This window comes from Neobacillus drentensis (assembly GCF_021560175.1).
Taxonomy (GTDB): domain Bacteria; phylum Bacillota; class Bacilli; order Bacillales; family Cytobacillaceae; genus Neobacillus; species Neobacillus drentensis_A.
Genome location: NZ_CP091110.1, coordinates 3,555,712 through 3,579,219 on the forward strand (window position 1 = coordinate 3,555,712; position 23,508 = coordinate 3,579,219).

Sequence of the window (23,508 nt, forward strand, 5' to 3'; positions counted from 1 at the left end):
GTAAATAAGTTTAAATAATCTAGTTCTTATTCACACCGGAAGTCACTCGTGACAAAAATGTAACACTGCGTAACATTTAAATGATTATGTTAAAATGAAATAAGAACTATTTAAAGAAGGGATAACCAACATTCATGTTTTCAAATGAAATAATTGCGTCTTTCAATGAATTAGAAACTTCTTTATACAACTACATCATTCAAAACAGTGATATAGTGGCCTACATGCGAATCCGTGAGCTTGCAGATGAAACCCATGTCTCAACTGCGACCATTTTACGTTTTTGTCGAAAAGTTAATTGCGAAGGTTTCTCTGAATTTAAAGTAAAACTTAAAATGCATTTAGAAGAGAAGAAAAGGACAATGATTAAAAGTTCCCAACATTCGTTAGTTGAATTTTTTGAGCGAACCTTAAAAGGGGAATTAGAGACAAAAATCAAGAATGCTGCAACAATCGTATCCACAGCGGACAATGTCATTTTTATTGGGATTGGAAGCTCAGGGATTCTGGCGGAATATGGAGCACGATACTTCTCAAGTTTAGGTAAGTTTTCAATGTATATAAAAGACCCTCACTTTCCCATTCACTCTAAGCTTAGGACAAACAGTGTCATCATTGCACTATCAGTCTCAGGAGAAACGGATTTTACGATTACACATCTCCATCAACTGAAACAGGAAGGAAGTAAAATTATCAGTATAACCAACAATAAACTCTCTACTGTTTCAAAAATTTCTGACCTCAATATTTCTTACTATGTAACGGAAGAATTCATTGAAGAAGCGAACATTACCACACAAGTACCCGTTGTTTATATTCTTGAAGCCTTGGCTCGTGAAATTTATCAGCTTAATCAATAGCTTCTTTTCAAAAGACAAGCTGCCTATCCGGCAGCTTCAGTTTCCACAATATTCGTTTACATGGCTGATTTTCGGAATTCTGATGGGGAGCAGCCGGTAATTCTCTTAAAGTTGTTACTAAAATAGGCTAAATCAGAGTACCCTACCCTATCCGCAATTTCTGACATTCGTAAGGTCGTGTGTAGTAACAGCCGTTTGCTTTCCTCGATCCGCAGTTCTGTTAGATAATCAACGAATTTTTTGTTCAATTGCTGCTTAAATAATTGACTAAGGTAACTTGGATTCATATGTACATTTTCTGCTGCATCTTTTAGTGTGATTTGGTCTAATGGTGTTTTTTCGATATACTGTAATACTCTTTCAATTGTCGAAGAAGGTAGACTTTCATCTACCGTTTGGATATCCATACCTTTAGCTAATTTTTCCAGCCATTTTTCTAGGCATGCTTTTAATTCCTTTTCTTCCACTGGTTTGAGTAGATAATCAGTCACACCTGTTCTCAGTGCCTGTTGAACAAATTGAAACTCGTCATGCACACTGATCACAATTACATCCTGTTTCTTTTTCAAATGACTTATTTCTTTAACAAATGAAAGTCCATCCATGATGGGCATCCCTATATCGGATAGGATAAGATCCACATCATTTTGCTTGATCCAATCGAGTGCTTCCAGGCCATTTTCACATTCGTGTACAACATACAATGGAAGATTCAACTTATTTATGGTCCATTTGAGGGCAGTCCGAACCCATCTTTCGTCATCAACCAACAAGATGTTTTTCTTCATGGTCTCTCCCCTTCTATCTCCTGATTCAAAATCGGTAAATGAATTAATATTTTTGTCCCGGAGTTATCTAATAGGATGGTGATATTACTTATATCAGCCCTTGAGTACTCTGCCGCCTTTAAGGTGCCCCGCGTAGCCTCAATCATGCTTTGTTTAGAATCTGATTCAGTTGATTTTAATAGACTGGATAACTCCCAGAATTAATAATTTTAAGGCTGCTAATCTCAAATCTTGTGAATAATATTCAATATGTGTCTGTACTTGATCTATGACTTGTCTGCTTGATTGCCTGAGCTCATTTTCGGATAGGCGTCATAATTAATATCATAGGGGCCATGTCCAATGGTGCACCAAGCAACAGTAACAAAATATTAATGATTAAGAGAATAATAAGTGGATTAACAGAGATACTTAAGAATAAATTCGTTACCATGGCAGGACCTTTAATAAGGCTAAAATCCAGCAAAAAGAAGCAGACGCAGCGATTAAGAAAAACACCATTGAAACCGTTCGCATGGTCCGGGTTAGTAAAGTGAATTTTAAAAAAATTCCACCGATAACCAGATCTATCTTTTTAATAACATTCATAAGCCTTCCTCCAACTTGAAAACGTTTACTTTTCTTTCATTTTACGGACCGTATGAATGTTTTAATATGTTGTTTTTTTAGGAGGATTTGTAATTTTTTTAGGTAGGTGTTTTCATTAGTTTATTAAACGAATTAATATAAGTTAAACTTATCATGTTTATGGTTTTCATTCAACAGCCGATAGATAAATGATTCGGTTGTCTTTTTATATAAAAAGAGAACAAGAAATCATTTACCTATTGTTAAATCTAAGGGAAGGGGTTCGAGGCAGGACCAGCTGGAAATCGAGCTGGGCTGTTTGAAGTTGCTTTGGACAGGATCAACTGGAAATTAGGCTCGCCTGTCGGAAGTTGGCTCTAGTTCGGACATAAACAGCTAAACTTCGGGATGGCCTGTCCGAAGTTGGAGCTAGTTCGGACACAGACAGATGAATTCTGAGACCGCTTGTCCGAAGTTGGCCCTAGTTCAGACACATACCGCTGGAAACCGAGTTGGCCTGTCCGAGGTTAGCCCTAGTTCTGATTCGGACAATACCAACTGGGAATCAGGACTCTAATCCGAATCCTTGACAGCATACCCATTTTTTTTCAAAACACTCCTAATTTCCTCAATATGATCCTGATTTTTCGTTTCCAACGCGAGCTCTAGCTGGGCATAGCCTGGATAAATATCCTTACCCACATGATCAAGATGAACCGATTGAATATTCGCATCTAGCTCGGAAATAGAACCGAGCACCCTTTGCAGCTCACCCGGCTTATCTTTTACAATCATAGAAAAATTAGCGTACCTTCCCGACTCCACCATGCCACGTTCAATAATCCGTGAGATAAAATTTACATCTACATTCCCGCCGCTAATAACCGCAACCACATTCTTCTCTTTAAAATTCACCTTCTGGTATAGAAGTGAAGCTAACGAAACAGCCCCTGATCCTTCCACCAACAGCTTATTTCGTTCTAACAGAAGCAACATGGTCCTAGCAATTTCCATTTCATCGACACAAATAATATCATCCACATACTTTTCAACCAGTTCATAATTATGAAAACCCGGTTTCTTGACGGCAATTCCGTCTGCCATTGTCGGTGTAGACTCCACCCTTACAGGCCCATGTTCCACTAGTGATTGTTTCATGCTTGGGCAAGCCATCGCTTGAACACCATAAACACGGACATGGGGATTCTTCTCTTTTACTGCCAATGCAATACCGCCAATAAGTCCTCCTCCGCCAACTGGAACCATAATCGCTTCCACATCTGGAAGTTGTTCGAGTATTTCTAATCCAACCGTCCCCTGTCCCGCGATAACGGCGTCATCATCAAAGGCATGGACAAATGTTGCCCCCATCTGGTCCTTTAGTTCTAAAGCGTACGCAAGTGCATCATCGAATGTTTGTCCCTGAAGTACAACCTTCGCTCCATACTGTCTGGTCGCCGACACTTTACTAAGCGGGGCCCCCTTTGGCATAACAATGGTGCAAGGAATACCTAACATTTGACTGGAATAGGCAACACCCTGAGCGTGATTTCCGGCGGAGGCAGCCACAACCCCTTTATGTAAATCCTCCTCCGTTAAAGAAATCATTTTATTATAGGATCCTCTCACTTTAAAAGAACCAGTTTTCTGCAAGTTTTCCAGCTTTAGATACACTTTGTTATTGGCTGAAATACTGCTGAAGGTTTGTGAAAAATCTAATGGAGTTGTGTGGACAATTCCCTTCATTTTTTCACGAGCAAGAATGATATCATCTAAGGTTACCAATAAACTACCTCCCACATCCCACTTTTATTATTTTTAGGATGCCTTTGGTTAGGCGATCTATTCTTCAGTAGCAGACAAAGAATTCATGGCTGCATAATTTGAATAAAAGACGCCATTCTAATAAACAATAAGCATTAAAATACTCCAGGTGAGACCATGACCCTATCTCTAGTCATTTACTTTTTAGGTTTACTGACGATTTCCTTTTGCTGTTATAAAAAAAAGCTTCACCTATTTGAGATTTTTTTTATCTGGATGACAGTATGGTTAATAACTCATTTAATTTCTACCATCCTGATCATTAATTTCAAAGTGCTAGAAGTTTCAAGTGGATCAGGTAATTTTTGGGTTCACTTTTTCAAAAGGTTCTTACTCTTTCCACAAGTCATTGTCATCATGTTCGATATTTATCTGAGATTGCGAACGACACTCTTTAAAATTTTAACGTTAATCGCAACGGTTTTTATACTATCAGGTCTCGAGTTTCTCTTTATCTATCTAGGTGTATTAATAAATTTACACTATAGATTTATTTTTTCCTTGCTAGAATGGATTATTACTGTTTTACTTACATTCCTAACATGGAAATGGTATCGATATAAACGTCTTATGAGGTATTCATAATGTTACTATACTTTCCAAGTAAGTTTGACGGAAATGAATGGACAATTATTTTAGCTTTACTACTTAATATTTTGGTTTTTACTTTTCTTCCAAAAAGAATTCCTAAAGAAATTACACCACTTCTTGTTCTTTTAAGCATTTCGTTTCCAAAAATCATGGACACGACATTAGCTGTAAAACCATTGAATTTTTATAATTTAAATGACACAAGTCAATACGAAATTTTTGATTTGGCTTTATATGGAGTTTATCCTGCTTTTGGATACCTTTTTATTTATTTTTATGATTATTATAAATTTAAAGGGTACGGATTAGTGTTGTATTTCATCATCTGGTCTTTGGCAGGTGTGAGCGTTGAATTTTTGTTAGTCCATTTTCATGTTTTTGTTTACAAAGGCTGGCAACTATTTTATTCTTTACCCATTTATATAGTGGTTTTGCCCCTTACTTTTATGTTTTATAAGTTTGTTTCGTACTATCTAATCGAAAAACCACAAAATCAAGCTAAATAGCACCCTCCTTGGTGCTTTTCTTTTTGTACAAATTGCAAAACCACGATCAGCACTCTGAACATACTGAAATAAAATAGACCTAGTCAAACTGCCACCGTCTTGCATAGTGTAGTAAAAAGCCAAATGGGATGATTAATGGGCGGTGAATGAATTGTTGGAGGTAAAAGCGTGTAAATACGGCAGAGGCATCTTCGCAACAAGGAATATTCGTAAGGGAGAGCTGATTCATGAGGCCCCGGTGATTATTTCCCCAAGTGAAGAATACAAACACTTAAAGAAGACAGTATTTATAGAGTATGTATTTTGGTGGGGCGAAAATTTAGAGGAATGTGCACTGGCATTAGGCTATGGTTCACTATTTAACCATTCCTATACACCAAATGCTTTATACAAGCTCAACTTAACTCAAAAAACGATTGACTTTTTTGCACATTCCGATATTCGTGAAGGTGAAGAAATTATGATCAATTACAATGGCGACCCTACAGATGACACTCCAGTATGGTTTGATATTTTATAAAAGACAAATGGGACCTGAAATTGGTCCCTTTTTCGTGGTCTTGGAAATTATAGATTTACTACATGTGGATAACTTTTTACAGGGTTAGATACATCCAGCTCCAGCGCCTAGCCCCTCGAGGTCATAAGCTTATCCAGTTGCGGCTCCTTGGGACTCGAGTCATAAGCCATCCCTCGAAGAAGGCAAAAAGCGCCTTCTTGCGGGGGTCGTCCCAGGGCAGTCGCCTCCACATTAGGTCAATCCGTCCAAAAGGTTAAAGACCAACCTTTCAGCCGGCTCGTCTTATGCTTGTTGGGGCTAACCAAGGCGCTTGCGCTTTTGTTCATTTTCTACTGGTACAAGATGTCATCTCGTAAGGTCGCTACCCTCGTTAAAGCCTGATCAATATCAGCTTCACTCACTCCATAATGGGCAAGGGCGTCATGCAAATGGTTAACAATTGCATTAAAATGCTCCGGCTGCAAATTCATCCCATGATGTGCTTTTGCCATTGATTGACCAGAATAGTGGTTGGGTCCGCCAAGTGCAAAACTGATAAATTTGGTTTGATGTTTCTTTTGCTTTTCCATATCGGTGTGTTCAAAAAATTGATTGACAGTCTGATCCTTTAACACTAATTCATTATAAAAATAATCGACCACTTTTCCAATTGCTTCTTGTCCGCCAAGCTTATCATATAGATTTTCTTCCATGAACATTCACTCCTATTCTGTAACATACAAAGCTATTTTCCTCAAAAACAGCTTAAATATTCGAATCCTAATTAAACGAGTCATTAGAATAAATTTCTTTTGTTAGAAAAAACTAAGAAAAATGAGTTAAGGGGTATTCTAGATGCAGCCTAATAAAGTTATTAAACCGTTAAAATTAAGCCCAAACAAATTAAAACCAAATGCAAAGTTAACTGCAGCTGACTTGGGGAAACTTTGGGCAACTTATGTGGGAAATAGTATGTCAAAATGGATATTAAAATACTTCCTTAAACATATAGAGGATGAGGATATTCGACTACTAGTAGAAAACGGCCTGAGTTTGACTGAGGATTTCATGCAGAAGATTGAGCAATTCCTCGAAAAGGATAACTTTCCGATCCCCGTTGGTTTTACAAAAGACGATGTAAATCTTGGGGCACCTCGTCTATTTCAAGATGAATTTTATGTCCACTATTTAAAGTATGCCGGAAAAGCAGGGTTAAGTTTATATAATGTTGCGATTCCTTTAGTGCTTAGAGAAGATATCAGAGACTTTTTTATTTATTGTAATATCTCAACGATTACGTTTCTTGGCCAGTTGAACGATGTATTAATGACAAAAGGTCTTATCATAAAACCTCCTGTTCTGCCTATACCCGAAAAAGTAGATTTTATAAAAAAACAAAATTACTTAAAAGGATTTTTCGGAGACGTTCGCTCACTCCACGCACTCGAAATCACACATCTTTATGATAACATTGAAAATAACACAACCAGCAAAGCCTTATTAATCGCTTTTAGTCAGGTTGCAAAAGATGAAAAGGTCCGACAATTTCTCATTCGCGGCCGTGAAATAACCGATCGCTCCGTCAAGCAATATAGTGAAAAATTACAAAAGGATAATTTACCTTTTCCCACTCAGATCGACCATTTAGTAACGGAATCTACCTTAGCACCTTTTTCCGATAAATTAATGGTCTTTCACAAAGTTGATATGTTCTCGATGAAGATACGATCGTTTGGGAATTCCATAGCGGTAAATGGAAGAAGAGATATTGGGTCCATGTATATGCGCTCGCTGGCAGAAATGTTGGTATACGTCGAAGATGGAGCCAATATATTAATTGACAACGGCTGGATGGAGGAACCTCCGAAAGCAGCCGACCGAGCAGATTTAGCATCCAATAAGTCTTAATTATTGGATGCTCTTTTCATTTATCAGTAAATCTTCCAGAGCAGGTTTAAGGGTAGAGTAAGAGAATTCAAAGCCTTCGCGTTTCAAAATACCAGGGTCAACATTCTGTCCCTCTAATACAAGGGCACTCTTTTGCCCAAGGACTAATTTCATCGCAAATGAAGGTACCGGCAGCCAGTGAGGACGGTGTAAAACAGACCCAATTGTTTGACCAAACTCCTTCATTCTAACTGGAGCGGGGGCTGTAATATTGACAGGTCCACATAATTGTTGATTTTCAACCGCGAAAAGAATCGCACGGACGACATCCAACACATGAACCCAGGATACCCACTGCTTACCGGAACCAACCGTCCCTCCTGCAAAGAGTTTATAAGGTAATGCCATTAATGGAAGTGCACCACCATCCCGACCAAGTACAACTCCAAATCTCATAAAGACAGTACGTATTCCTTCTGCCTCTACTTGTTTGGCGTTCATCTCCCAGTCTTGAACCGTTTTTGCTAAAAAGTCATCGGCTATCTCTTTAGAATCTTCCGTATAGATTGTATGTTCGGACGCTGGGTAGATGCCAATGGCACTTGCATTGATAAGAACACGGGGTCTGACTTCCAGCCTGTTAATAATCCGGATCAGCTCTTCTGTTGCTTTCATCCGGCTGTCATATATTTGCTTTTGATGTCTCTTATTCCATCTTCCCTGGTTGATTGAAACTCCTGCTAAATTAATAAATGCATCCGCACTCTTGATTTCATCCTCAGGTGTGGTCCCTTCCGTCAGCCATTTCACATAGGAAACCTTTCCAGATGGAATAGGTGCCGTTCTTGATAAAATAACTACTTCATGTCCTTTTTCTAGAAGGAAGTTGGTTAATTTTTTGCCGATAAATCCAGAACCGCCAGCAATAACAAGTTTCATCTAATCCCCCATCATTTATCTATTTTTTTCCAAAGGTCATAAATGAATTCCTTAAACAATTCATTGAGTTGTGCCTTTTTTTGATTTTTTAACCATTCTACTTGATCAATGGGCAGCTTTAGTTTTAAATGGATATCTTCATCTGGCATCTCTACTTTTCGTATTTCTTCTATTGTGATGCCTTCTTCAAGATTTGAAAACCAAGAATCATTCTCATTCACCAGGTCTAAAAAATAATAGTCATCGGGGTCATCAAGTTCACAAAATAAATTAAGCTGCGGCAAGCCCCCTGCTAGGACTTTTACATTCATAATCGAATGAACGACTCTGCCATCTTCTAATTCTATTTCAATGATAAGATTTTCTTCCTTTTTATATTTTTTTACGACAACCTCACTGACGATAAGGTCCAACTCTAAAGTAAATCCTGAACTTGCTTCAAACACATAAATCGCACTTTTAAATATATAGATGCTTTCCCCATCAATTTTCACTGATTTAACTTCTGCCATAATGGTTCCCCCAAAAAGTTGTTAAAAAATATGTAATGGATTATCTATCATCATAACACCAAATGAGCTTTTTGAGGATGAAAAATGGCTGGGATAAGTTCTATTTATGGAGTAAATACTATGAACACTAATAAAGGAGTGGTTACAATGGCAAAAGAAAAAAAGAATCTAAGTAATGATAACAACAATTCCGGACAGCACCAAAAAACGTTAGATGAAATTAAAAAAAAGAGTCCAATGGATTGGGGCGTATTAGATCTTGCGGAAGCTGTCCAGCATCAAACTACTAGGGAGGAATAAATTTATACACCAATTGGAGAGTGGTTAAAACCGCTCTCCTATTCATATAAAATTAATCTACTTAAGATCAAGTTAAAACAAGAGATTCATCATCGTTCACAAGCAGCCTTTTTACTTCTTGTGCTTCAACAGGTTTGCTAATATAGTTTCCTTGAGCAAAGTCGCAAGAACGATTGACAAGGAATTCATACTGTCCCTCATTTTCCACGCCCTCGGCAACGACGTCCATTTTCAAATTATGGGCTAAGGAAATAACAGCAGAGGCAATCTTTGCATCTGCGTCATCCTTTTCAATGTTAGCCATAAACGAGCGGTCAAGCTTAAGTGTATCAATCGGGAAAAATTTCAGATAGCTCAAGGAAGAAAATCCAGTGCCAAAATCGTCAATGGATATCTTAATCCCTACTTGTTTTAATTTTTGTAAGACCGTCACGGCTTCTTCTGGATTTTTCATGACCAGCCCTTCTGTTACCTCCAATTCCAGTGAATCAGGTGATAAACCGGTCTCTTCAAGTACGGATAGAATCATCTCCATCAGGTTCTGTCTTTGAAATTGTTTTGGTGACAAATTGACACTAATGGTGATATCTCCAAAGCCTGAATCCTGCCATTCTTTACATTGCCTGCAGGCCTCCCGCATTACCCACTCACCAATTGGAACAATAAGGCCCGTTTCTTCGGCGATAGGGATAAAGGCATTTGGCAGAATAAGTTGATCGAGTTTATTTTTCCACCGAATTAACGCCTCGACCCCTTTGATTTCACCTGTTTGTAAGTTTACTTTAGGCTGATAATGGAGAATAAATTCATTTTCATCCAATGCCCTTCTTAACAGAATTTCTAGGTCCATCCGTTTATTCGCATGATGTTTCATCTCAGGATGATATAAACTATAACAGCTTCTTCCCAGTTCCTTAGAACCATACATCGCAAGGTCAGCATTTTTAATAAGCGAATTAAGGTCTGTCCCATCTTTCGGATAAAAACTAATCCCCATGCTGGTTGAGATATTGAGCTTTTGTCCCTTTATTAGGAAAGGGGCTGCCATCACTTCCATAATCCGATCGCAAATTTCGGTAATTTCTTTTTCACATGTTAATTGAGGGACCAGAGCGATAAATTCATCCCCACCAAACCGGGCCAATTTAACCTCTCTATGCTCCGTCGCTGCTTGCAGCCTTTTTGAAACTTCCTGAAGAAGCAAATCACCCGCTTCGTGTCCCAAGCTATCATTTACCACCTTGAAATAGTCCAAGTCCAGTAAAATAAAACCCAAAAGGGTCGAGGGTTCATTCTTTTTTACGATATGTTCCTCTAAAATGGATTGAATGGCCCAACGATTGGGCAGATCGGTTAGGGCATCATGAAAGGCCATATGTTTGATTTGTGCTTCAGCCCTTTTTTTATCACGAATATCTCGGCAAAGGGCAAAGTACATTTGATTTTCCCCAATATGAATGAGGCGAATATTGATATCAACCGGAATTTGAATATCAAGATTCCCCATCATAATATCGTCAAAATTACTGGAAGCATGCTCTTTGGAATCAATTTTTAAGTGTTTTATTTTTTCTGGAAGCTTGGAAAAGACCATTTCTGTACTCATGCTAAGCAGTTCTTCCTTAGAATAGTTTAATACTTCGCAAGCAGCCGGATTGACCTCCGTAAACATTCCGTCTGTTCCGATTAAGAAAAAACTATCCGCAGCCTGTTCTGTTAAACTTCGGAACTTCTCTTCACTCTCTTTTAGGCGATTTTCAGCTCTGACACGATCGGTAATCTCTAAAGCAAAACCAAGTAAAACGTCCTCATCCGATTCATCAATATGGATGATAGTCTTTCCAGAAAACATATGATGTTCCTCGCCTTTGTATCCGCTTGGAAATTCCTTGGTGATTAGCTGCCGCTTCTTCCAAACTTCAAGGTCATACGCTCGATTTAATTCGGCGATTTCACGGGGAAAGTAATCAAAAATCGTCTTTCCTACGATTTTATCTAAACTTACGCCATTTGACAGGCATACTTGTTTATTAGCATAAAGGGTGCGCCCTTCTGGATCTTCCAAGAAGATATTAATGGGTAAAGCGTCCAGTATACTTTGATATAATGATTCATTTATACGAATTTGCTTTGAAAGCTCCTGGTTCTGCTTTTCCAGTTCAGTTACCTGTAAACGCAGCTTTTCTAATTCATTTTCCTGCTGATTTGACTGAACGTTCATCTACACCCTCCTCAAAATAGATACGATCTTGTATTTTATTTAAAGTAGATGGCTTTAAATTTAAAAAAATGAATGATTATATTTCTATTATATAACATTATATAATAGGAATATTTGCACATATTTTTAATTAAGAAAGATTTATGAAGATGAAAGAAAAAAATGAAGAGCGAGCGTAGGTATTGTATAAAATATCAGATTAAGGGCATTTTATAGATAGGACTTGTAGCTCAATGATAGAGCAACTTGCAGTCATCCTATGAAGACTGTAACGTATCTTGTGGGTTTGAATCCCACCAAGTCCTTAATAATGAAGCAGCTCCAGACCTCATCGCCAATTGGATGAAGCTGGAGCTCTATGTTTTTATATGGGTAACAGATTAGATCCCGCCACCCTCGTCATGAATGGTGCTGTTTTCTTTACGAATGTTAGCATAAAGGCTTAACGTCCCTAAAGCAGCGATTAACGTACTCACGATTACGATAATGTTGTAAAAATTTGTCTTAATCAACAAATTAATCAATGTATAAGAAATAACCAAAGAAGCTAAAGGTGAAATCAGCCAGACTTTTAATATCTTTCTAATCACCGCTTTTTGCCAAAAGCCAATTCCTTTTTGTGATGCCCCGATACCTAAGATCCCACATGTGGTGACTTGAGTTAACGGAATCGGCAGCCCAAAGATGGAGGCAATCGTAACTAGGGCTCCACCAGTAAATGAAACCGCACTGCCCTCTAATAAGGATAGTTTCGTGATTTTCTTCCCATTGGTTTCGATTACCCTGCCCCCCAAGAGAATTGCACCAATAGCTACAAATATTCCGCCGATCCAAATCCCTTTGGATGTAGATAGCATATCTGCTCCGACTAATGGTCCCACTGCATTGGCCACATTGTTCATCCCTGCAGAAAAGGCTTCAAAGCACCCGCCCAAAACAAGGATTCGACCAAGCCATTTTTTCCATTTTCCTTGCTTTGTCAAACCTGGCCAGCGCTTTTCAGATTTGGCAATCAGCTTTCCAAAAATAAATGTAATGATAAAGGATACTACTGGAACAATGATCCAAAAGGCAATAATAACGATTAGACTATTAAGGAATAAACTCTTATAGGCAATTCCTGCACCGACGATTGCCCCAACGGTAACTTCACTTGTCGATAATGGGATTCCCATTAAGTTTGCAATAAACAGGGTTAGGGTTGCCCCAGCTAGAATAAGAACTACTAGTTCAATCGTAAGTATCTTCGAAGGAATAATCCCACTTCCTATTGTCTTAACGACCTCTCCGCCACCAAGAACGGCACCTAAAAAAGCGGCGATGGCAACTAACACCATAGCAAGCCATTTATTCCTTATCGCATCCGCACCATAGGCTGATCCCATTGATGCGGCAGTTCCGCTTGCTCCAATGTTCATTGCGAAGAAGAATGCTATGATAAAAGCTAAATACGTCCAAAACATATCAATCTCTCCTTATGTATGTCTATCTATCTAGCAGAATAAATCTCGCAATGTTCCGAAACTTCAATTCATACTATTCAGGTAGGATTAATTTTATATTATACAATTCCTTTTCTGAATAATCAACATCCAAATTACTTATGTCACAGAATTTTTTAAAAATTTTTTAAATGTGCTAGCTTGTGTGGAATTTGTTTTCTAGCTTTTAAAAAAAAGCTATAACCGATATGGCTATAGCATCTTTTCTTATTGTAAAATTTATTGTTGCACCCTCAAAGCCACCCGGCGGATCTTTCCTGAATCGGTCTTAGGCAGTGCTTCCAAGTATTCAATCACACGTGGATACTTGTATGGAGCAGTTAAGTTTTTTACAAAGCTTTGCAATTCTTTCGTTAACTCAGGTGTACCATCAACCCCATCTTTTAAGACCACGCACGCTTTTACAACATTCCCTCTAACAGGATCAGGTGTTGCAACAACAGCACACTCTTTTACCGCTTTATGTTTCATTAATGCATCTTCCACTTCAAAAGGTCCAATCGTATAGCCGGAGCTGATGATGACATCATCCTTTCTTCCCTGGAACCAATAATAATTGTCCTCATCTCTATAAGCACGGTCTCCAGTTAAAAAGTAGTCACCAAGATAAGCGGCGGCAGTGGATTCTTGATTTTTGTAATAGTGTTGAAATAAGGCTGGGAAATCCTTTTTAATCGCAATCGTTCCAACTTCCTTTACAGGGGCTGGCTGGCCTTCTTCGTTAACAACCTCAATATAATCAGGCATTAATGGCTGGCCCATTGAACCCAATTTACTCTCATCAATATTCAAATTAGCAATTAATAAAGTACTTTCAGTCTGGCCATAACCGTCACGGATAAGGATGTTAAATTCATTTTTAAAGACATCAATGACTTCACGGTTTAGTGCCTCACCTGCAGAAACTGCTGTATGTAATGAGGTCAGATCGAAATTTGAAAGGTCATCTAATTTTGCCATCATCCGATACTCTGTAGGTGTACAGCATAAAACATTGACCTTGTTGTCTTGAAGGAGCTGCAAGTATTTATGCGGCTGAAATCTTCCATTATAGACAAAGCCGGTTGCACCTGAACCTAATATCGATAAGAAAGGACTCCAAACCCATTTCTGCCAGCCTGGTGCAGCTGTTGCCCAAACAAGATCGTCTTCACTAATGTTGAGCCATTTTGAAGGGGCAATTCGTACGTGAGCATAACCCCAGCCATGACTGTGAACGACACCTTTTGGCTGCCCTGTGGTACCAGATGTGTAAGCTAAAAAGGCCACATCCTCTTTTAAGGTATCTGCATCGGTAAACGTTTCAGGCTCTTCTTCCATCAATGCTTCCATTGAGAGCCAATTAGGTACTTCTTGGCCGAAGGCAATCTTATATTGAAGGAAAGGTGTTTCGTCTGTGATATTTTCAAATTCTTGAATTAAATTATAGTAGGAAATAACAGCTTTCGCTTCGGAGTGATTCAAACGATAAACTAAATCTTTTGCACGAAGCAATTCTGATGAAGGACTTATGACAATCCCTGCTTTTAAACAGGCTAAATAAATTACATAGGACTCGATTAATCGAGTTGACATGACAACGACGCGATCGCCTTTACGAAGACCTAGTTTCGTTAAAACATTAGCTAATTTGTTTGCCTTTTTATTCAGCTCATCATAAGTTAATGTCTTAGATTCGCCATTTTCATTTTCCCATTTCAAAGCGATTTTGTCAGATACATGCTTTGAAATTTCACTTGCTAAATTAAAGTGTTCTGGTGCTAACAATGATTTCAAATCCACTGTGGTCAATCTCCAATCTAATAATTTAAAAACACTTTTATAAATAATTCTGTGTCTTTTTCGAAATTTCTAAAAATTAGTACCTAGTAATAGTACAAGCCTTTAAAAATTATATACTAATAATAATACCACTTTGAAATGGAATGTAAATTATTTAACTTCGAAGTTCACTTAATCTTAGTATTTATAAACAAGATATTTGGTATTCCCTTTTAGATTATTGATTTACCATTCGAATGCATTTTTTAAAATAGTAAGAATATTAGATTTAATACTTTAATGAATTAAAATTTTACTGTATTATTGTATTGAATCATCTTAAAAGAAAGATATACCACACAATAATTTTAGGAATTTCAAGGGGAATGGTGAATATGATGGAGGATTTTTTTGTAAAAAAGAAAGTTGCTATTATAGCCAGCAGTGGAGGCAATCTATTTTACTTGGGGGGTAAAGATCCAGCAAAACTATTAGATGAACTTCTCATGCAGATTCAAGCTGCAGGCATGGATTGTACATCGTTACAGTTTATTGCAGCAAAAGCTAGCATGGATAACATAAAGGATGATACACAGGCAGAATTATATAGTTGGGATGAACAAACAAACAGCCCTGTTGTAACAGCAGTTGGAACGATTGCTGAAGTCAACAAGGCGGCCTCTTTAATTGATAAGGAAATAGCTAAAAAAATTGATCATGGAGAAATCGATGCTCTCATTTTTATGAGTGCGGATCCTAAGGGAGCAAATATACATACTGTGGAAGCAGCTGCCAATAAGAAATTGCCTGCAACCGGAACTGGCGGAACCTCAATGGCCACGATCGCTTCAAAAGGGGTAAACGTCATTTCTACTTCTGGTACCACTGGTACAACGAATCGAACACGAGCTGTTACTTTCATTACTTCCTTAAGTAAGCATTTTGGCCTTTCTTACCGCCCAATCATCGGAAAGGCAGCTACTAATAACCAATTCGAACAATCATCTGCTTCAGTTATTAAACGAATTAACTTACGCGGAATGATGCTGTCTTCTCTCCCTGGTTTTATTGCGATGGCCTTGATTTTAGCTATTAGCAAGATTCCAGGATTGTCAGGGCTTAGTGAAGTGTTTGATCTAATGATTAACGCTCTCCCCATTGTATTAGCTGTTGTTGCCGCTAAACAAGTTGCTGAACTTGACGAGGTCTCGATTGTGGCGGGAATTGTTGCTGGAGTATTATCTGTTAAAGGTGGAATCATTGGAGGAATTATTGCAGGTATTCTCGCCGGACTTTTAGTTCAATACATATTTAGAAAATGCGTAGAATGGAGATTTCCTGCCACAACGGTTAATATTGCAGCAGGAGGAATCGCCGGATTGGCCTCCGGTTTAGCCGTTTACTTCCTTATCGCTCCGGTTGCATTATGGCTTGGCGGAGAAATTCGTGCTTTAATAGATTTCTTAGTTTCTACTAATGGTGTCTTGGCAGGATTAATAGCAGGGCTGTTAATTTGGCCGGCAATTATTGGCGGTGTTTATCATGCAGCTATTTTACCAATTGTCCTATTGGAGATGGAGAAGACTGGAAACAGCTTTTTAGGAGCAGTCGATATGGTTGGATTAGTAATGGTATCAGCTGGGATTACACTGGCCAATATTATTTCACCAAGAGACAAAGGCGAGGCAGCCGTTGCAGCTCCTGGTTTTGCTATAAACATGGGCTTTGGTACCTTTGTTGAGGCTGCATATCCGTTTATGTTTTCCAACAAAATGATCTTTGCCGGCGCAATAATTTCATCAGGTTTCGGCGGTTTGCTTGTTGGATTTTTTGATGTACGTGGTACGGCTTATGTTCCATCTTTTATGGCCCCGTTTTTATCCAATAATGCAACAGGGTTTATCATTGCCATGGTTGGAAGTTTAATTTGTTCTTTTCTTATTACTTTCTTTGTAAATAAAATCTCTAGGAAAAATATCAAAAGCTTGGAAACCAAAAAGACATCAAATGAACTAGTGGGTTAATCGTTTGAATCGATAATTCAAAAAGGGAAAGGAGTAGTTTCCTTTCCCTTTTTTACCTATAGTTGGTTATCATATTAACGGCAATACAGAAAAGCTAAAACACGTTACAGCATTAAAGCAGATAAACAAAAAAATAGACCTATAATTCAAAATCCACAATAATACTATCTTCTAAGCCAATCTCCTTCAGATAACTAAATACCTCTTGATGTGCTGGATGCGGACCATAATTGACTAAAGAAGTTCTGTCTTCAAAGCGGACCGTTAGGCCCATTTCATACCCCTGACTCCGGTTTGAAAAATTAGCCCCCTGCTGAATATCGACAATCCCAGGTATCACATTTTTTAGAGATAATGTCCGGCGAATTAATTCTTCCTTCTGTTCTTTAGTTGTTTTTGATGAAAATTTAAGTAAGACGATATGCTCAATCATGATTTGACTCCTAGTTTACTATTCAACTTTTCCTTATCGAAACCGGCAATTTGCTTATATCTATTAGAAACTTCTTTTAATTCCTCGTAAGAAACCACATCTTCTAGATGGATAAAACCATTAGGGGCTCGCTCTTCTACTATTTGCATAACAACTTCTGGACCATTCTTACGATTTGACCTAACAATGTTTGCTGTTGGTTCTAACCTAGCCTCTTCGTACATCCTCAATGATAGTAAAGCTTCATGATGTTCCATAATTGCTTCTCCCAAAGCATCAGCGTCAAGTATCGCTTGTGAAGCACCATTGGAGCCAATTGGATACATGGGATGTGCAGCATCCCCTAATAAAGTGACGCGCCCAAAAGTCCATTGCGGCAGGGGATCGCGGTCCACCATCGGGAACTCATAAACGGCATCTGTTTCATCTATCAACTTGGGCACATTCAGCCAGTCAAAATCCCATGATGCAAAGGCAGGTGCAAAGATCTCCTTATCAATTTTTCGATTCCAATCTGCCCTTGAAGGCATTTCATCACCAACCGCTAGTTCCGCAATCCAGTTAACAAGCGAACTTCCTTTTGCTGCGGTGTCGGGGCAAACGGGATAAGCGACAAATTTTTGATCCTGGTAGCCTGCCATAATCATGGATCTTCCTGTTAAAAAAGGTGAAGACTCTGTAATACCACGCCATAAAATTCGACCACTAAATTTAGGTAGGCCTTCATCCGGATAATAGAATTTCCTTACAACGGAATGGATCCCATCGGCTGCAATCATGATGTCAGCATAGTAAGACCCAAGACTCTCGCCCGTTTTTCGGTTTTCAAACTGCGCTGTCACTATGTCGCCAAAGGTTTGAAAAGATTTTAAATGATGTCCTGTAAACACCGCTGCCTCCCCAAGTTCCTTTTTAACTGCTTCCAACAACAACATTTGCAGTTTTCCACGGTGGGTGGAGTATTGCGGCCAGTGGTACCCCGCCTCAACACCTCGAGGCTCCCGCCATATATTTTGACCAAATTTGTTTACATAAAGGAGTTCGGCTGTAGGTAAGCCAATTTTTTCTAGTTCACCCTCTAAACCTAGTTCGGTTAAAACTCTTACTGCATGTGGTAAGAGGTTAATCCCAACACCGAGAGCTTTAATTGTTTCTACACTTTCAAATACACGCACTGATACGCCAACGCGGTGAAGTTTGAGGGCAGTCACAAGTCCGCCAATCCCGCCGCCAACCACAATGGCCGTTTTGATATTCGTCATCTAACTCTCCCCTTATTTATCATAACTTGCTGATTATTCTTAATTATTACACAAACCGAAAATATATCAATATTTTATTTTCTATGTAAGGTTCGGTTGTTGTTTAGCTTATTTGGGCAGGGTCCGTAGATTCCACCTTCCCTTGTCCGAGTCCTCGTCCCAATCAAATGGCCCCGATCTCAAATGCTTCAATCGTTCAAAACCCCTCGATATTTCTCTTAAAAATAAAAATAGGAGAAAATCCAAACCGGATTCCCCCCCCACTCTATGTATCTCTTAATTAATGGAATTTGTTTTCTTATTTGAAATTGATGCCTTAGTTGAAGCCCTATTTAAAAGGATACTAGCTGCAATAAATCCAAGAACAACCGCTATCACGATCGCAACAAGCGAACCCATGATCGATAGCTTCACAGTCATTAAAAAAACAATCGCTAACGCAAGCATTGTCATAATCAAGACTGAATTCCATAGCACCCGGTCTCTTGCCTTTTCCAATAAAACAGCTGATGGCACTGCATTCTTTTCTGCATTTGCCGCATTTAAGATCGCTTTTAATCGCCGTAAATTAATAATTGGTCCCATAAATGTCATAACAATCAACAAAGCCAGTGAAAGTTCAATCCAAGGGTTCCCCCATCCCCACCGAGTAAAAACAAGATATAACCCAGGTACTAAAATCAAAATAACACTGAAAGGCAGCAACCCATCCAGTTTAACTGCCAACGCAGCCCAATTTCTCAATGTTTCTGTAGTTTTCGAATTCAGCATGGAAATCATCGCTAATAACGTAATTCCTACTGCAACAAACATAATCACAGCGCCTATGATGTGTAAAAATAATACAATACTATAAAGCACTTCCTATACCCCCTTAATTTTCCTTACCAATTATATATATTTTTTCATAGGGCGAAATTCCTTCATTTAAAATATTTTTATATTTCCAACAGTAACTATGAGTATATTGTCCCAGTTTTTTAGTAAAAGCACAATATTTAGGCTTCCTAATTAATGTTCACAAAACGTTCACTTATGAAGAGGTTACCACTATCGCTATAATACAAAAGATAAAAGGAAGGGAAGATTGAGAAATGCCTACAACTAAGAAAGAAAGTATTTTATTTGGAACAATGATGTGTTTTGGAATGGTTTTATTTATGTCGGTTTATAATTTATTTCTAAATGGATTGATTGGTGAACTGTCGGTAGGAGAAATGTTGATCGAAGGGGCCATTGGATTTATGATTGCATTGCTTTTGGATCTATTTCTCGTTGGTCCAGCGGCAAAAAAAGTAGCATTTATGCTTCCTTATGACAAATCTAAAAAGGTTTATGTCATTTTAGCGATATCTTTTTGTATGGTAGTAGGAATGGTACTGTTTATGTCTTTATACGGACTCGGAACTGCCTTCCTTACTAACGGAGGAATGACAGGATCCATGATTACTAGCTACTTCTCCATTGTCATTAAGAACTTTATCGTTGCTTTTCCACTGCAACTATTAATTATGGGACCAATTGTTCGTTTTTTATTTGTTAAGATTGTTAAAGCAAAGAATTCCATGAGTGTTGCATAAATATCAAAAGAATAAAGCTGCCTTTGGCGGCTTTATTCGTTGATACTCTACCTATAATTCTGGATGATCGTCACACCAGCTTATGGGCATACCATTTCTTTCCTTTAAATCGCCAAATAAAGATCAATGTCCGCATTCCCCACTCGATATTCATCGCTACCCAAACACCAATAATGCCAAATCCAAACGTAATTCCCAATAGATATCCTAGGATGACCCGCAAAAGCCACATCGAGAGCAAGGAGGCAATTGAGGTAAAGTTGGAATCCCCTGCTGCCCTTAAGGCCGATGGCATAATAAAGCTTGCTGGCCATAACAATGGATGACCTACAGCCGAAATTAAAATCATCATAAAAATTGTTGGGATAATTTCAACCGGCGGGCTGAACAGTTTAATTAGGATCGGAAACAAAGGGATCAACACGGCGTCAGCCACAACAAATAGGATCGTGCCTAGTCCCATCATGGAAACAATAAATTTCCTTGCATCTTGGACGTTCCTTCTTCCGATACATTGTCCTACTACTGTCACAATTGCAATACTTAATGAATTGGGTCCAATTTGAAATAGCAGGGCAATCGAGTTTCCAATCGCGTAGGACGTCAATGCAAGTGTTCCTAATTGGACTATAAATGTTTGTGTTAACAGCTTTCCGCCATTGAAGAATAACTGTTCTGCCGCAAACGGAAGCCCAATAAACATGACTTTCTTTAAAATAGAAATATCAATATGTAACGCATTGGTCAACTTATAGCGGATGGTTTCATTGTACTTAATAATATAAATTATAGCCGCAACCACACCTAGTAGTCTTGCAAAAATGGTGGAAATGACAAGCCCTTCCACCCCCATATCATAAACGGTAATCAGTAAAACATTGAGAATGGTATTAGTTAAATTCATTAATAAGGATAAATTCAAGCATGGTTTGGTCTCACCGACACCTCTTAATGCCCCCGTTACGGCTTGAAATATGGCGATGAGCGGATAAGAAAGACAGCTGCCAATTAGATAAATTCTGGCGTTTTGAAACACTTCCGCTTCCGCCTTACCGAATAAAAGGTTTAAGGTTGGCGTGTGGAAGGTGATAACCAATGCACTAAGGACTACAGAAAATAAGGTTACCGCTGATATCGCTTGCGTGGCAGTTTTGGACACCATCTCTGAATTGCCGCTGCCTTTATATTGCGCCACCATGACCGTACCACCCGTTGCTACCGCAATAAAAACGTTAACTAAGAATATGTTCAATGAATCTACCATACTTACTGCACTTACAGCTGCAACCCCAGCGGAGCTAACCATGGCGGTATTTAAAAGACTCATAATAATCAAGAAAGCTTGATCGACAAAAATGGGCGTGATAATCCCAAATAATTTCTTATAATCAATGGATTCACCAGTAAAATACTTATCTAACAAGAAGACGGTTCTAGGTTTTATTTTCACTGCAAGTTTGTTCATACCGCTACACTTCTTTTCAATTTGTTATGAATTTAATAATAATTGTCAAATTAACATGGACTATTATAGCACTATTTTTGGATGTTAAAAGGAATTTTTTTGCAATAAAAACTTTTTGTACTGTGATTACCAACAGAAAAGTAATGCCCTTACCTAAAGATTAATCTTATGGGATTAATTTTGTGAATCTTACCATTTTTTATTTAAAATAGTCTATATTAATTAAATGAAGGGTAAATAAAAACAACTGGGATTACTGCCTCTACTCTTACTGGAGTTTTAGAGGTGATGATAAAATTTTATTGAAGGATAAGGAGGATTATGTATGTTTTTATCCTGTCCCATTCTGGCTGCCCTTTTGGGGATGCTGATTGCGCAATTTGTAAAAATCCCAATACATTTTATCTCAACAAGGGAACTAAAATGGAATTTGATGTTCAGCACCGGCGGAATGCCTAGTTCGCATACATCGACCATTATCTCCTTAACGACAGCGATTGGATTGATGTCTGGATTCAAATCAAATGAATTTGCCATTTGTGTGGTCGTTTCGGCAATTGTTATGCATGATGCGACAGGCGTTCGCAGACATGCGGGATATCATGCCGCAATCTTAAATGCTTTATTAATTGATTTCAATTCATTAATTGAAACATTAAAGAACCCGAAAATAAAGAAACCCGAGTCTCGCGAGAAACTAAAAGAATTATTAGGTCACCAGCCCATTGAAGTTTTTGGCGGGGCGATCACTGGGATTATTATTGGTTTGGCTACATATTATCTTTATCCGTTCTAACCTAAACAATCCACCCAATGATCATGGGTGGATTGTTTAGGTTAATCATTCAAGCAGTCTTAGGCAAATCGATAATAAATCAATAAGAATGTAGCTAATACGAAAATGAAATTCAGGAATACAAAGATAAATTGATCCAGTTTCGTTTTGTGCATTTTAATGGGCGGGTTGTAGAAGGATACACCTTCAATGATAAAGATTACTAACACGATATGAATCATGAAATGCCCAATTACTTCAGTCATGCCAAATAACATAGTTGTTGAGATAAAAATACCCGTTACAACAAATCCAAGCACTCTGTTTAAAATACCGACTACTAATAAATATCCAACGACAAATTCAATAAACGCGGCCATGACCACAAATAAATCTGGTGCAAAACCAAATGTAGGGACATGGTGGTGGGCAACAATATCTAAGGCCATATCCGGATAAACCCATTTTTCCACAGCTACCCAGCTAAGTGACAATCCAGTTCCTAAATATAAAAACGGGAAGCCTACTTTTTCCAGCTTTGTATTTCCTACCAATAAGACCCCAACAATGGCAACATAGAAGCCGTAGTCTAACATGTGGAACACGCCATGTTGAATCGTTTCATAAATAAATAATCCTAGTAATATAGTTGCACCAAGTTTAGTGGAGATATGGTGCGGGATTAATAAAAATCCAATCGTCATCCATGTTAAAACAACAGCCACAGTGTTATGAATATGAAACTCAGGCGCAAATAATGTTCCGTTGACCATCTGGATGATCAGCGCAATCGCTGTTCCATATTTTAGTATATAACGAGAATACTTTCTTAAACTAGATAAACGGTCTTCCCATTTAATCATGGGTCCCCATTCAGCCATTTTCGGTATAATTAAAGTCAATGAAGCTAACACCACCGCTGCTAATAGTGCAAAAAATAAGAATGCCGGTGATACTATATGTTCAATTGACTCCTTATGCGGCGCAACAGTAGTGAACCATTTCACATGTGCTTCGGCAAAATATGGCGTCATAATTAAGCCCATCATTACGACAATCTGAAATATCTTTTTCATAATAAAAAACCCCCTAGATAACATAAACAATATGAATATAGTGTTAATATACTTGATAAAGGAGTCCTTTTACCGGACTATTCGTGAACATTTTGTGAATCATTTCACATTCATTGATATAATATTCCCATAGACA

At 38.2% G+C, this 23,508-nt stretch carries 23 protein-coding genes and 1 tRNA gene; 9 read left to right on the forward strand and 15 right to left on the reverse strand.

Annotated features, from left to right (window positions below; genetic code table 11):
* Positions 1–134: 134 nt before the first annotated feature.
* Positions 135–860 carry a MurR/RpiR family transcriptional regulator gene (locus L1999_RS16730; RefSeq protein ID WP_235739583.1) on the forward strand — a complete coding sequence of 242 codons (726 nt, stop codon included), beginning with the start codon at positions 135–137 and terminating at the stop codon, positions 858–860.
* A gap of 56 nt (positions 861–916) precedes the next feature.
* Here L1999_RS16730 and L1999_RS16735 read toward each other — a convergent pair whose 3' ends face one another.
* The 4 genes from L1999_RS16735 to ilvA form a co-directional block, all read right to left on the reverse strand.
* On the reverse strand, positions 917–1,648 hold the full coding sequence (locus tag L1999_RS16735) for a response regulator transcription factor (RefSeq protein WP_235739584.1): 732 nt from the start codon (positions 1,646–1,648) through the stop codon (positions 917–919).
* Between the two features lie 295 nt (positions 1,649–1,943).
* Positions 1,944–2,081: a TRAP transporter large permease subunit gene (locus L1999_RS16740; RefSeq protein WP_235739585.1), complete on the reverse strand. Its 138-nt coding sequence runs from the start codon at positions 2,079–2,081 to the stop codon at positions 1,944–1,946.
* The gene (locus tag L1999_RS16745; RefSeq protein WP_235739586.1) at positions 2,075–2,236 is read right to left on the reverse strand and encodes a hypothetical protein; all 162 of its coding nucleotides are present in this window, start codon (positions 2,234–2,236) and stop codon (positions 2,075–2,077) included. The genes L1999_RS16740 and L1999_RS16745 overlap by 7 nt, the downstream gene beginning before the upstream one ends.
* Positions 2,237–2,788: 552 nt before the next feature.
* Positions 2,789–3,961 (reverse strand): threonine ammonia-lyase, encoded by a 1,173-nt coding sequence (gene ilvA / locus L1999_RS16750; protein WP_430540044.1) that lies wholly within the window; start codon positions 3,959–3,961, stop codon positions 2,789–2,791.
* 662 nt (positions 3,962–4,623) lie between these two features.
* On the opposite strand from ilvA, the gene L1999_RS16755 reads away from it, so the two are divergent.
* A complete protein-coding gene (locus L1999_RS16755) occupies positions 4,624–5,136 on the forward strand; it encodes a hypothetical protein (protein ID WP_235739588.1) in 513 nt (170 codons plus the stop codon).
* 142 nt (positions 5,137–5,278) lie between these two features.
* Positions 5,279–5,656, forward strand: a complete 378-nt coding sequence (locus tag L1999_RS16760) for an SET domain-containing protein (protein WP_345790854.1) — start codon at positions 5,279–5,281, stop codon at positions 5,654–5,656.
* 329 nt (positions 5,657–5,985) lie between these two features.
* On the opposite strand, the gene L1999_RS16765 is transcribed toward L1999_RS16760, so the two are convergent.
* Positions 5,986–6,348: a group I truncated hemoglobin gene (locus L1999_RS16765; RefSeq protein WP_235739590.1), complete on the reverse strand. Its 363-nt coding sequence runs from the start codon at positions 6,346–6,348 to the stop codon at positions 5,986–5,988.
* A gap of 142 nt (positions 6,349–6,490) precedes the next feature.
* Between L1999_RS16765 and L1999_RS16770 the strand changes: the two genes are divergently transcribed.
* Positions 6,491–7,543 carry a DUF3231 family protein gene (locus tag L1999_RS16770; RefSeq protein WP_235739591.1) on the forward strand — a complete coding sequence of 351 codons (1,053 nt, stop codon included), beginning with the start codon at positions 6,491–6,493 and terminating at the stop codon, positions 7,541–7,543.
* On the opposite strand, the gene L1999_RS16775 is transcribed toward L1999_RS16770, so the two are convergent.
* Both L1999_RS16775 and L1999_RS16780 read right to left on the reverse strand, forming a co-directional pair.
* Positions 7,544–8,461, reverse strand: coding sequence for a TIGR01777 family oxidoreductase (locus tag L1999_RS16775; protein ID WP_235739592.1), 918 nt, complete (start codon positions 8,459–8,461; stop codon positions 7,544–7,546). It lies immediately after the preceding gene.
* Positions 8,462–8,472: 11 nt separating this feature from the next.
* Positions 8,473–8,973, reverse strand: coding sequence for a hypothetical protein (locus L1999_RS16780; RefSeq protein ID WP_235739593.1), 501 nt, complete (start codon positions 8,971–8,973; stop codon positions 8,473–8,475).
* 120 nt (positions 8,974–9,093) lie between these two features.
* On the opposite strand from L1999_RS16780, the gene L1999_RS16785 reads away from it, so the two are divergent.
* Positions 9,094–9,273: a hypothetical protein gene (locus L1999_RS16785; RefSeq protein WP_235739594.1), complete on the forward strand. Its 180-nt coding sequence runs from the start codon at positions 9,094–9,096 to the stop codon at positions 9,271–9,273.
* 67 nt (positions 9,274–9,340) lie between these two features.
* Here L1999_RS16785 and L1999_RS16790 read toward each other — a convergent pair whose 3' ends face one another.
* Entirely contained in the window at positions 9,341–11,494 is a 2,154-nt protein-coding gene (locus tag L1999_RS16790; protein ID WP_235739595.1) for a sensor domain-containing protein, read from the reverse strand.
* Positions 11,495–11,713: 219 nt separating this feature from the next.
* On the opposite strand from L1999_RS16790, the gene L1999_RS16795 reads away from it, so the two are divergent.
* Positions 11,714–11,799 (forward strand) — tRNA-OTHER (locus tag L1999_RS16795).
* 75 nt (positions 11,800–11,874) lie between these two features.
* On the opposite strand, the gene L1999_RS16800 is transcribed toward L1999_RS16795, so the two are convergent.
* Together L1999_RS16800 and L1999_RS16805 are read right to left on the reverse strand one after the other, a co-directional pair.
* A complete protein-coding gene (locus tag L1999_RS16800) occupies positions 11,875–12,957 on the reverse strand; it encodes a sulfate permease (RefSeq protein ID WP_235739596.1) in 1,083 nt (360 codons plus the stop codon).
* A 258-nt stretch (positions 12,958–13,215) separates the two neighbouring features.
* A complete protein-coding gene (locus L1999_RS16805) occupies positions 13,216–14,778 on the reverse strand; it encodes an acetate--CoA ligase (RefSeq protein ID WP_235739597.1) in 1,563 nt (520 codons plus the stop codon).
* Between the two features lie 374 nt (positions 14,779–15,152).
* Here L1999_RS16805 and L1999_RS16810 point away from each other — a divergent pair, with 374 nt between their 5' ends.
* Positions 15,153–16,781: a PTS sugar transporter subunit IIABC family protein gene (locus L1999_RS16810; RefSeq protein ID WP_235739598.1), complete on the forward strand. Its 1,629-nt coding sequence runs from the start codon at positions 15,153–15,155 to the stop codon at positions 16,779–16,781.
* Positions 16,782–16,920: 139 nt separating this feature from the next.
* Here the strand turns inward: L1999_RS16810 and L1999_RS16815 are convergent, their stop codons facing one another.
* The 3 genes from L1999_RS16815 to L1999_RS16825 form a co-directional block, all read right to left on the reverse strand.
* Positions 16,921–17,214 carry a Dabb family protein gene (locus tag L1999_RS16815; RefSeq protein WP_235739599.1) on the reverse strand — a complete coding sequence of 98 codons (294 nt, stop codon included), beginning with the start codon at positions 17,212–17,214 and terminating at the stop codon, positions 16,921–16,923.
* Positions 17,211–18,476 carry a flavin-dependent oxidoreductase gene (locus tag L1999_RS16820; RefSeq protein ID WP_235739600.1) on the reverse strand — a complete coding sequence of 422 codons (1,266 nt, stop codon included), beginning with the start codon at positions 18,474–18,476 and terminating at the stop codon, positions 17,211–17,213. The genes L1999_RS16815 and L1999_RS16820 overlap by 4 nt, the downstream gene beginning before the upstream one ends.
* A 276-nt stretch (positions 18,477–18,752) precedes the next feature.
* Positions 18,753–19,337, reverse strand: a complete 585-nt coding sequence (locus L1999_RS16825) for a DUF2269 family protein (protein WP_235739601.1) — start codon at positions 19,335–19,337, stop codon at positions 18,753–18,755.
* Between the two features lie 233 nt (positions 19,338–19,570).
* Here L1999_RS16825 and L1999_RS16830 point away from each other — a divergent pair, with 233 nt between their 5' ends.
* Entirely contained in the window at positions 19,571–20,056 is a 486-nt protein-coding gene (locus tag L1999_RS16830; protein ID WP_235739602.1) for a DUF2798 domain-containing protein, read from the forward strand.
* 70 nt (positions 20,057–20,126) lie between these two features.
* On the opposite strand, the gene L1999_RS16835 is transcribed toward L1999_RS16830, so the two are convergent.
* The gene (locus L1999_RS16835; RefSeq protein ID WP_235739603.1) at positions 20,127–21,521 is read right to left on the reverse strand and encodes an MATE family efflux transporter; all 1,395 of its coding nucleotides are present in this window, start codon (positions 21,519–21,521) and stop codon (positions 20,127–20,129) included.
* A 325-nt stretch (positions 21,522–21,846) separates the two neighbouring features.
* On the opposite strand from L1999_RS16835, the gene L1999_RS16840 reads away from it, so the two are divergent.
* Positions 21,847–22,317 carry a divergent PAP2 family protein gene (locus L1999_RS16840; protein WP_215042104.1) on the forward strand — a complete coding sequence of 157 codons (471 nt, stop codon included), beginning with the start codon at positions 21,847–21,849 and terminating at the stop codon, positions 22,315–22,317.
* Between the two features lie 59 nt (positions 22,318–22,376).
* Here the strand turns inward: L1999_RS16840 and L1999_RS16845 are convergent, their stop codons facing one another.
* Positions 22,377–23,372 (reverse strand): hypothetical protein, encoded by a 996-nt coding sequence (locus tag L1999_RS16845; protein ID WP_235739604.1) that lies wholly within the window; start codon positions 23,370–23,372, stop codon positions 22,377–22,379.
* Positions 23,373–23,508 lie beyond the last annotated feature (136 nt).

Excerpts from the sequence above, each read along its gene's own strand:
- L1999_RS16820 (WP_235739600.1), bottom strand. The coding sequence starts at position 18,476 with ATGACGAATATCAAAACGGCCATTGTGGTTGGCGGCGGGATTGGCGGA.
- L1999_RS16835 (WP_235739603.1), bottom strand. The coding sequence starts at position 21,521 with ATGAACAAACTTGCAGTGAAAATAAAACCTAGAACCGTCTTCTTGTTA.
- L1999_RS16840 (WP_215042104.1), top strand. The coding sequence starts at position 21,847 with ATGTTTTTATCCTGTCCCATTCTGGCTGCCCTTTTGGGGATGCTGATT.
- L1999_RS16810 (WP_235739598.1), top strand. The coding sequence starts at position 15,153 with ATGATGGAGGATTTTTTTGTAAAAAAGAAAGTTGCTATTATAGCCAGC.
- ilvA (WP_430540044.1), bottom strand. The coding sequence starts at position 3,961 with ATGAAGGGAATTGTCCACACAACTCCATTAGATTTTTCACAAACCTTC.
- L1999_RS16775 (WP_235739592.1), bottom strand. The coding sequence starts at position 8,461 with ATGAAACTTGTTATTGCTGGCGGTTCTGGATTTATCGGCAAAAAATTA.
- L1999_RS16740 (WP_235739585.1), bottom strand. The coding sequence starts at position 2,081 with ATGGTAACGAATTTATTCTTAAGTATCTCTGTTAATCCACTTATTATT.
- L1999_RS16735 (WP_235739584.1), bottom strand. The coding sequence starts at position 1,648 with ATGAAGAAAAACATCTTGTTGGTTGATGACGAAAGATGGGTTCGGACT.
- L1999_RS16770 (WP_235739591.1), top strand. The coding sequence starts at position 6,491 with ATGCAGCCTAATAAAGTTATTAAACCGTTAAAATTAAGCCCAAACAAA.
- L1999_RS16745 (WP_235739586.1), bottom strand. The coding sequence starts at position 2,236 with ATGAATGTTATTAAAAAGATAGATCTGGTTATCGGTGGAATTTTTTTA.
- L1999_RS16790 (WP_235739595.1), bottom strand. The coding sequence starts at position 11,494 with ATGAACGTTCAGTCAAATCAGCAGGAAAATGAATTAGAAAAGCTGCGT.
- L1999_RS16845 (WP_235739604.1), bottom strand. The coding sequence starts at position 23,372 with ATGAAAAAGATATTTCAGATTGTCGTAATGATGGGCTTAATTATGACG.
- L1999_RS16815 (WP_235739599.1), bottom strand. The coding sequence starts at position 17,214 with ATGATTGAGCATATCGTCTTACTTAAATTTTCATCAAAAACAACTAAA.
- L1999_RS16800 (WP_235739596.1), bottom strand. The coding sequence starts at position 12,957 with ATGTTTTGGACGTATTTAGCTTTTATCATAGCATTCTTCTTCGCAATG.
- L1999_RS16785 (WP_235739594.1), top strand. The coding sequence starts at position 9,094 with ATGAACACTAATAAAGGAGTGGTTACAATGGCAAAAGAAAAAAAGAAT.
- L1999_RS16830 (WP_235739602.1), top strand. The coding sequence starts at position 19,571 with ATGCCTACAACTAAGAAAGAAAGTATTTTATTTGGAACAATGATGTGT.
- L1999_RS16765 (WP_235739590.1), bottom strand. The coding sequence starts at position 6,348 with ATGGAAGAAAATCTATATGATAAGCTTGGCGGACAAGAAGCAATTGGA.
- L1999_RS16730 (WP_235739583.1), top strand. The coding sequence starts at position 135 with ATGTTTTCAAATGAAATAATTGCGTCTTTCAATGAATTAGAAACTTCT.
- L1999_RS16780 (WP_235739593.1), bottom strand. The coding sequence starts at position 8,973 with ATGGCAGAAGTTAAATCAGTGAAAATTGATGGGGAAAGCATCTATATA.
- L1999_RS16755 (WP_235739588.1), top strand. The coding sequence starts at position 4,624 with ATGTTACTATACTTTCCAAGTAAGTTTGACGGAAATGAATGGACAATT.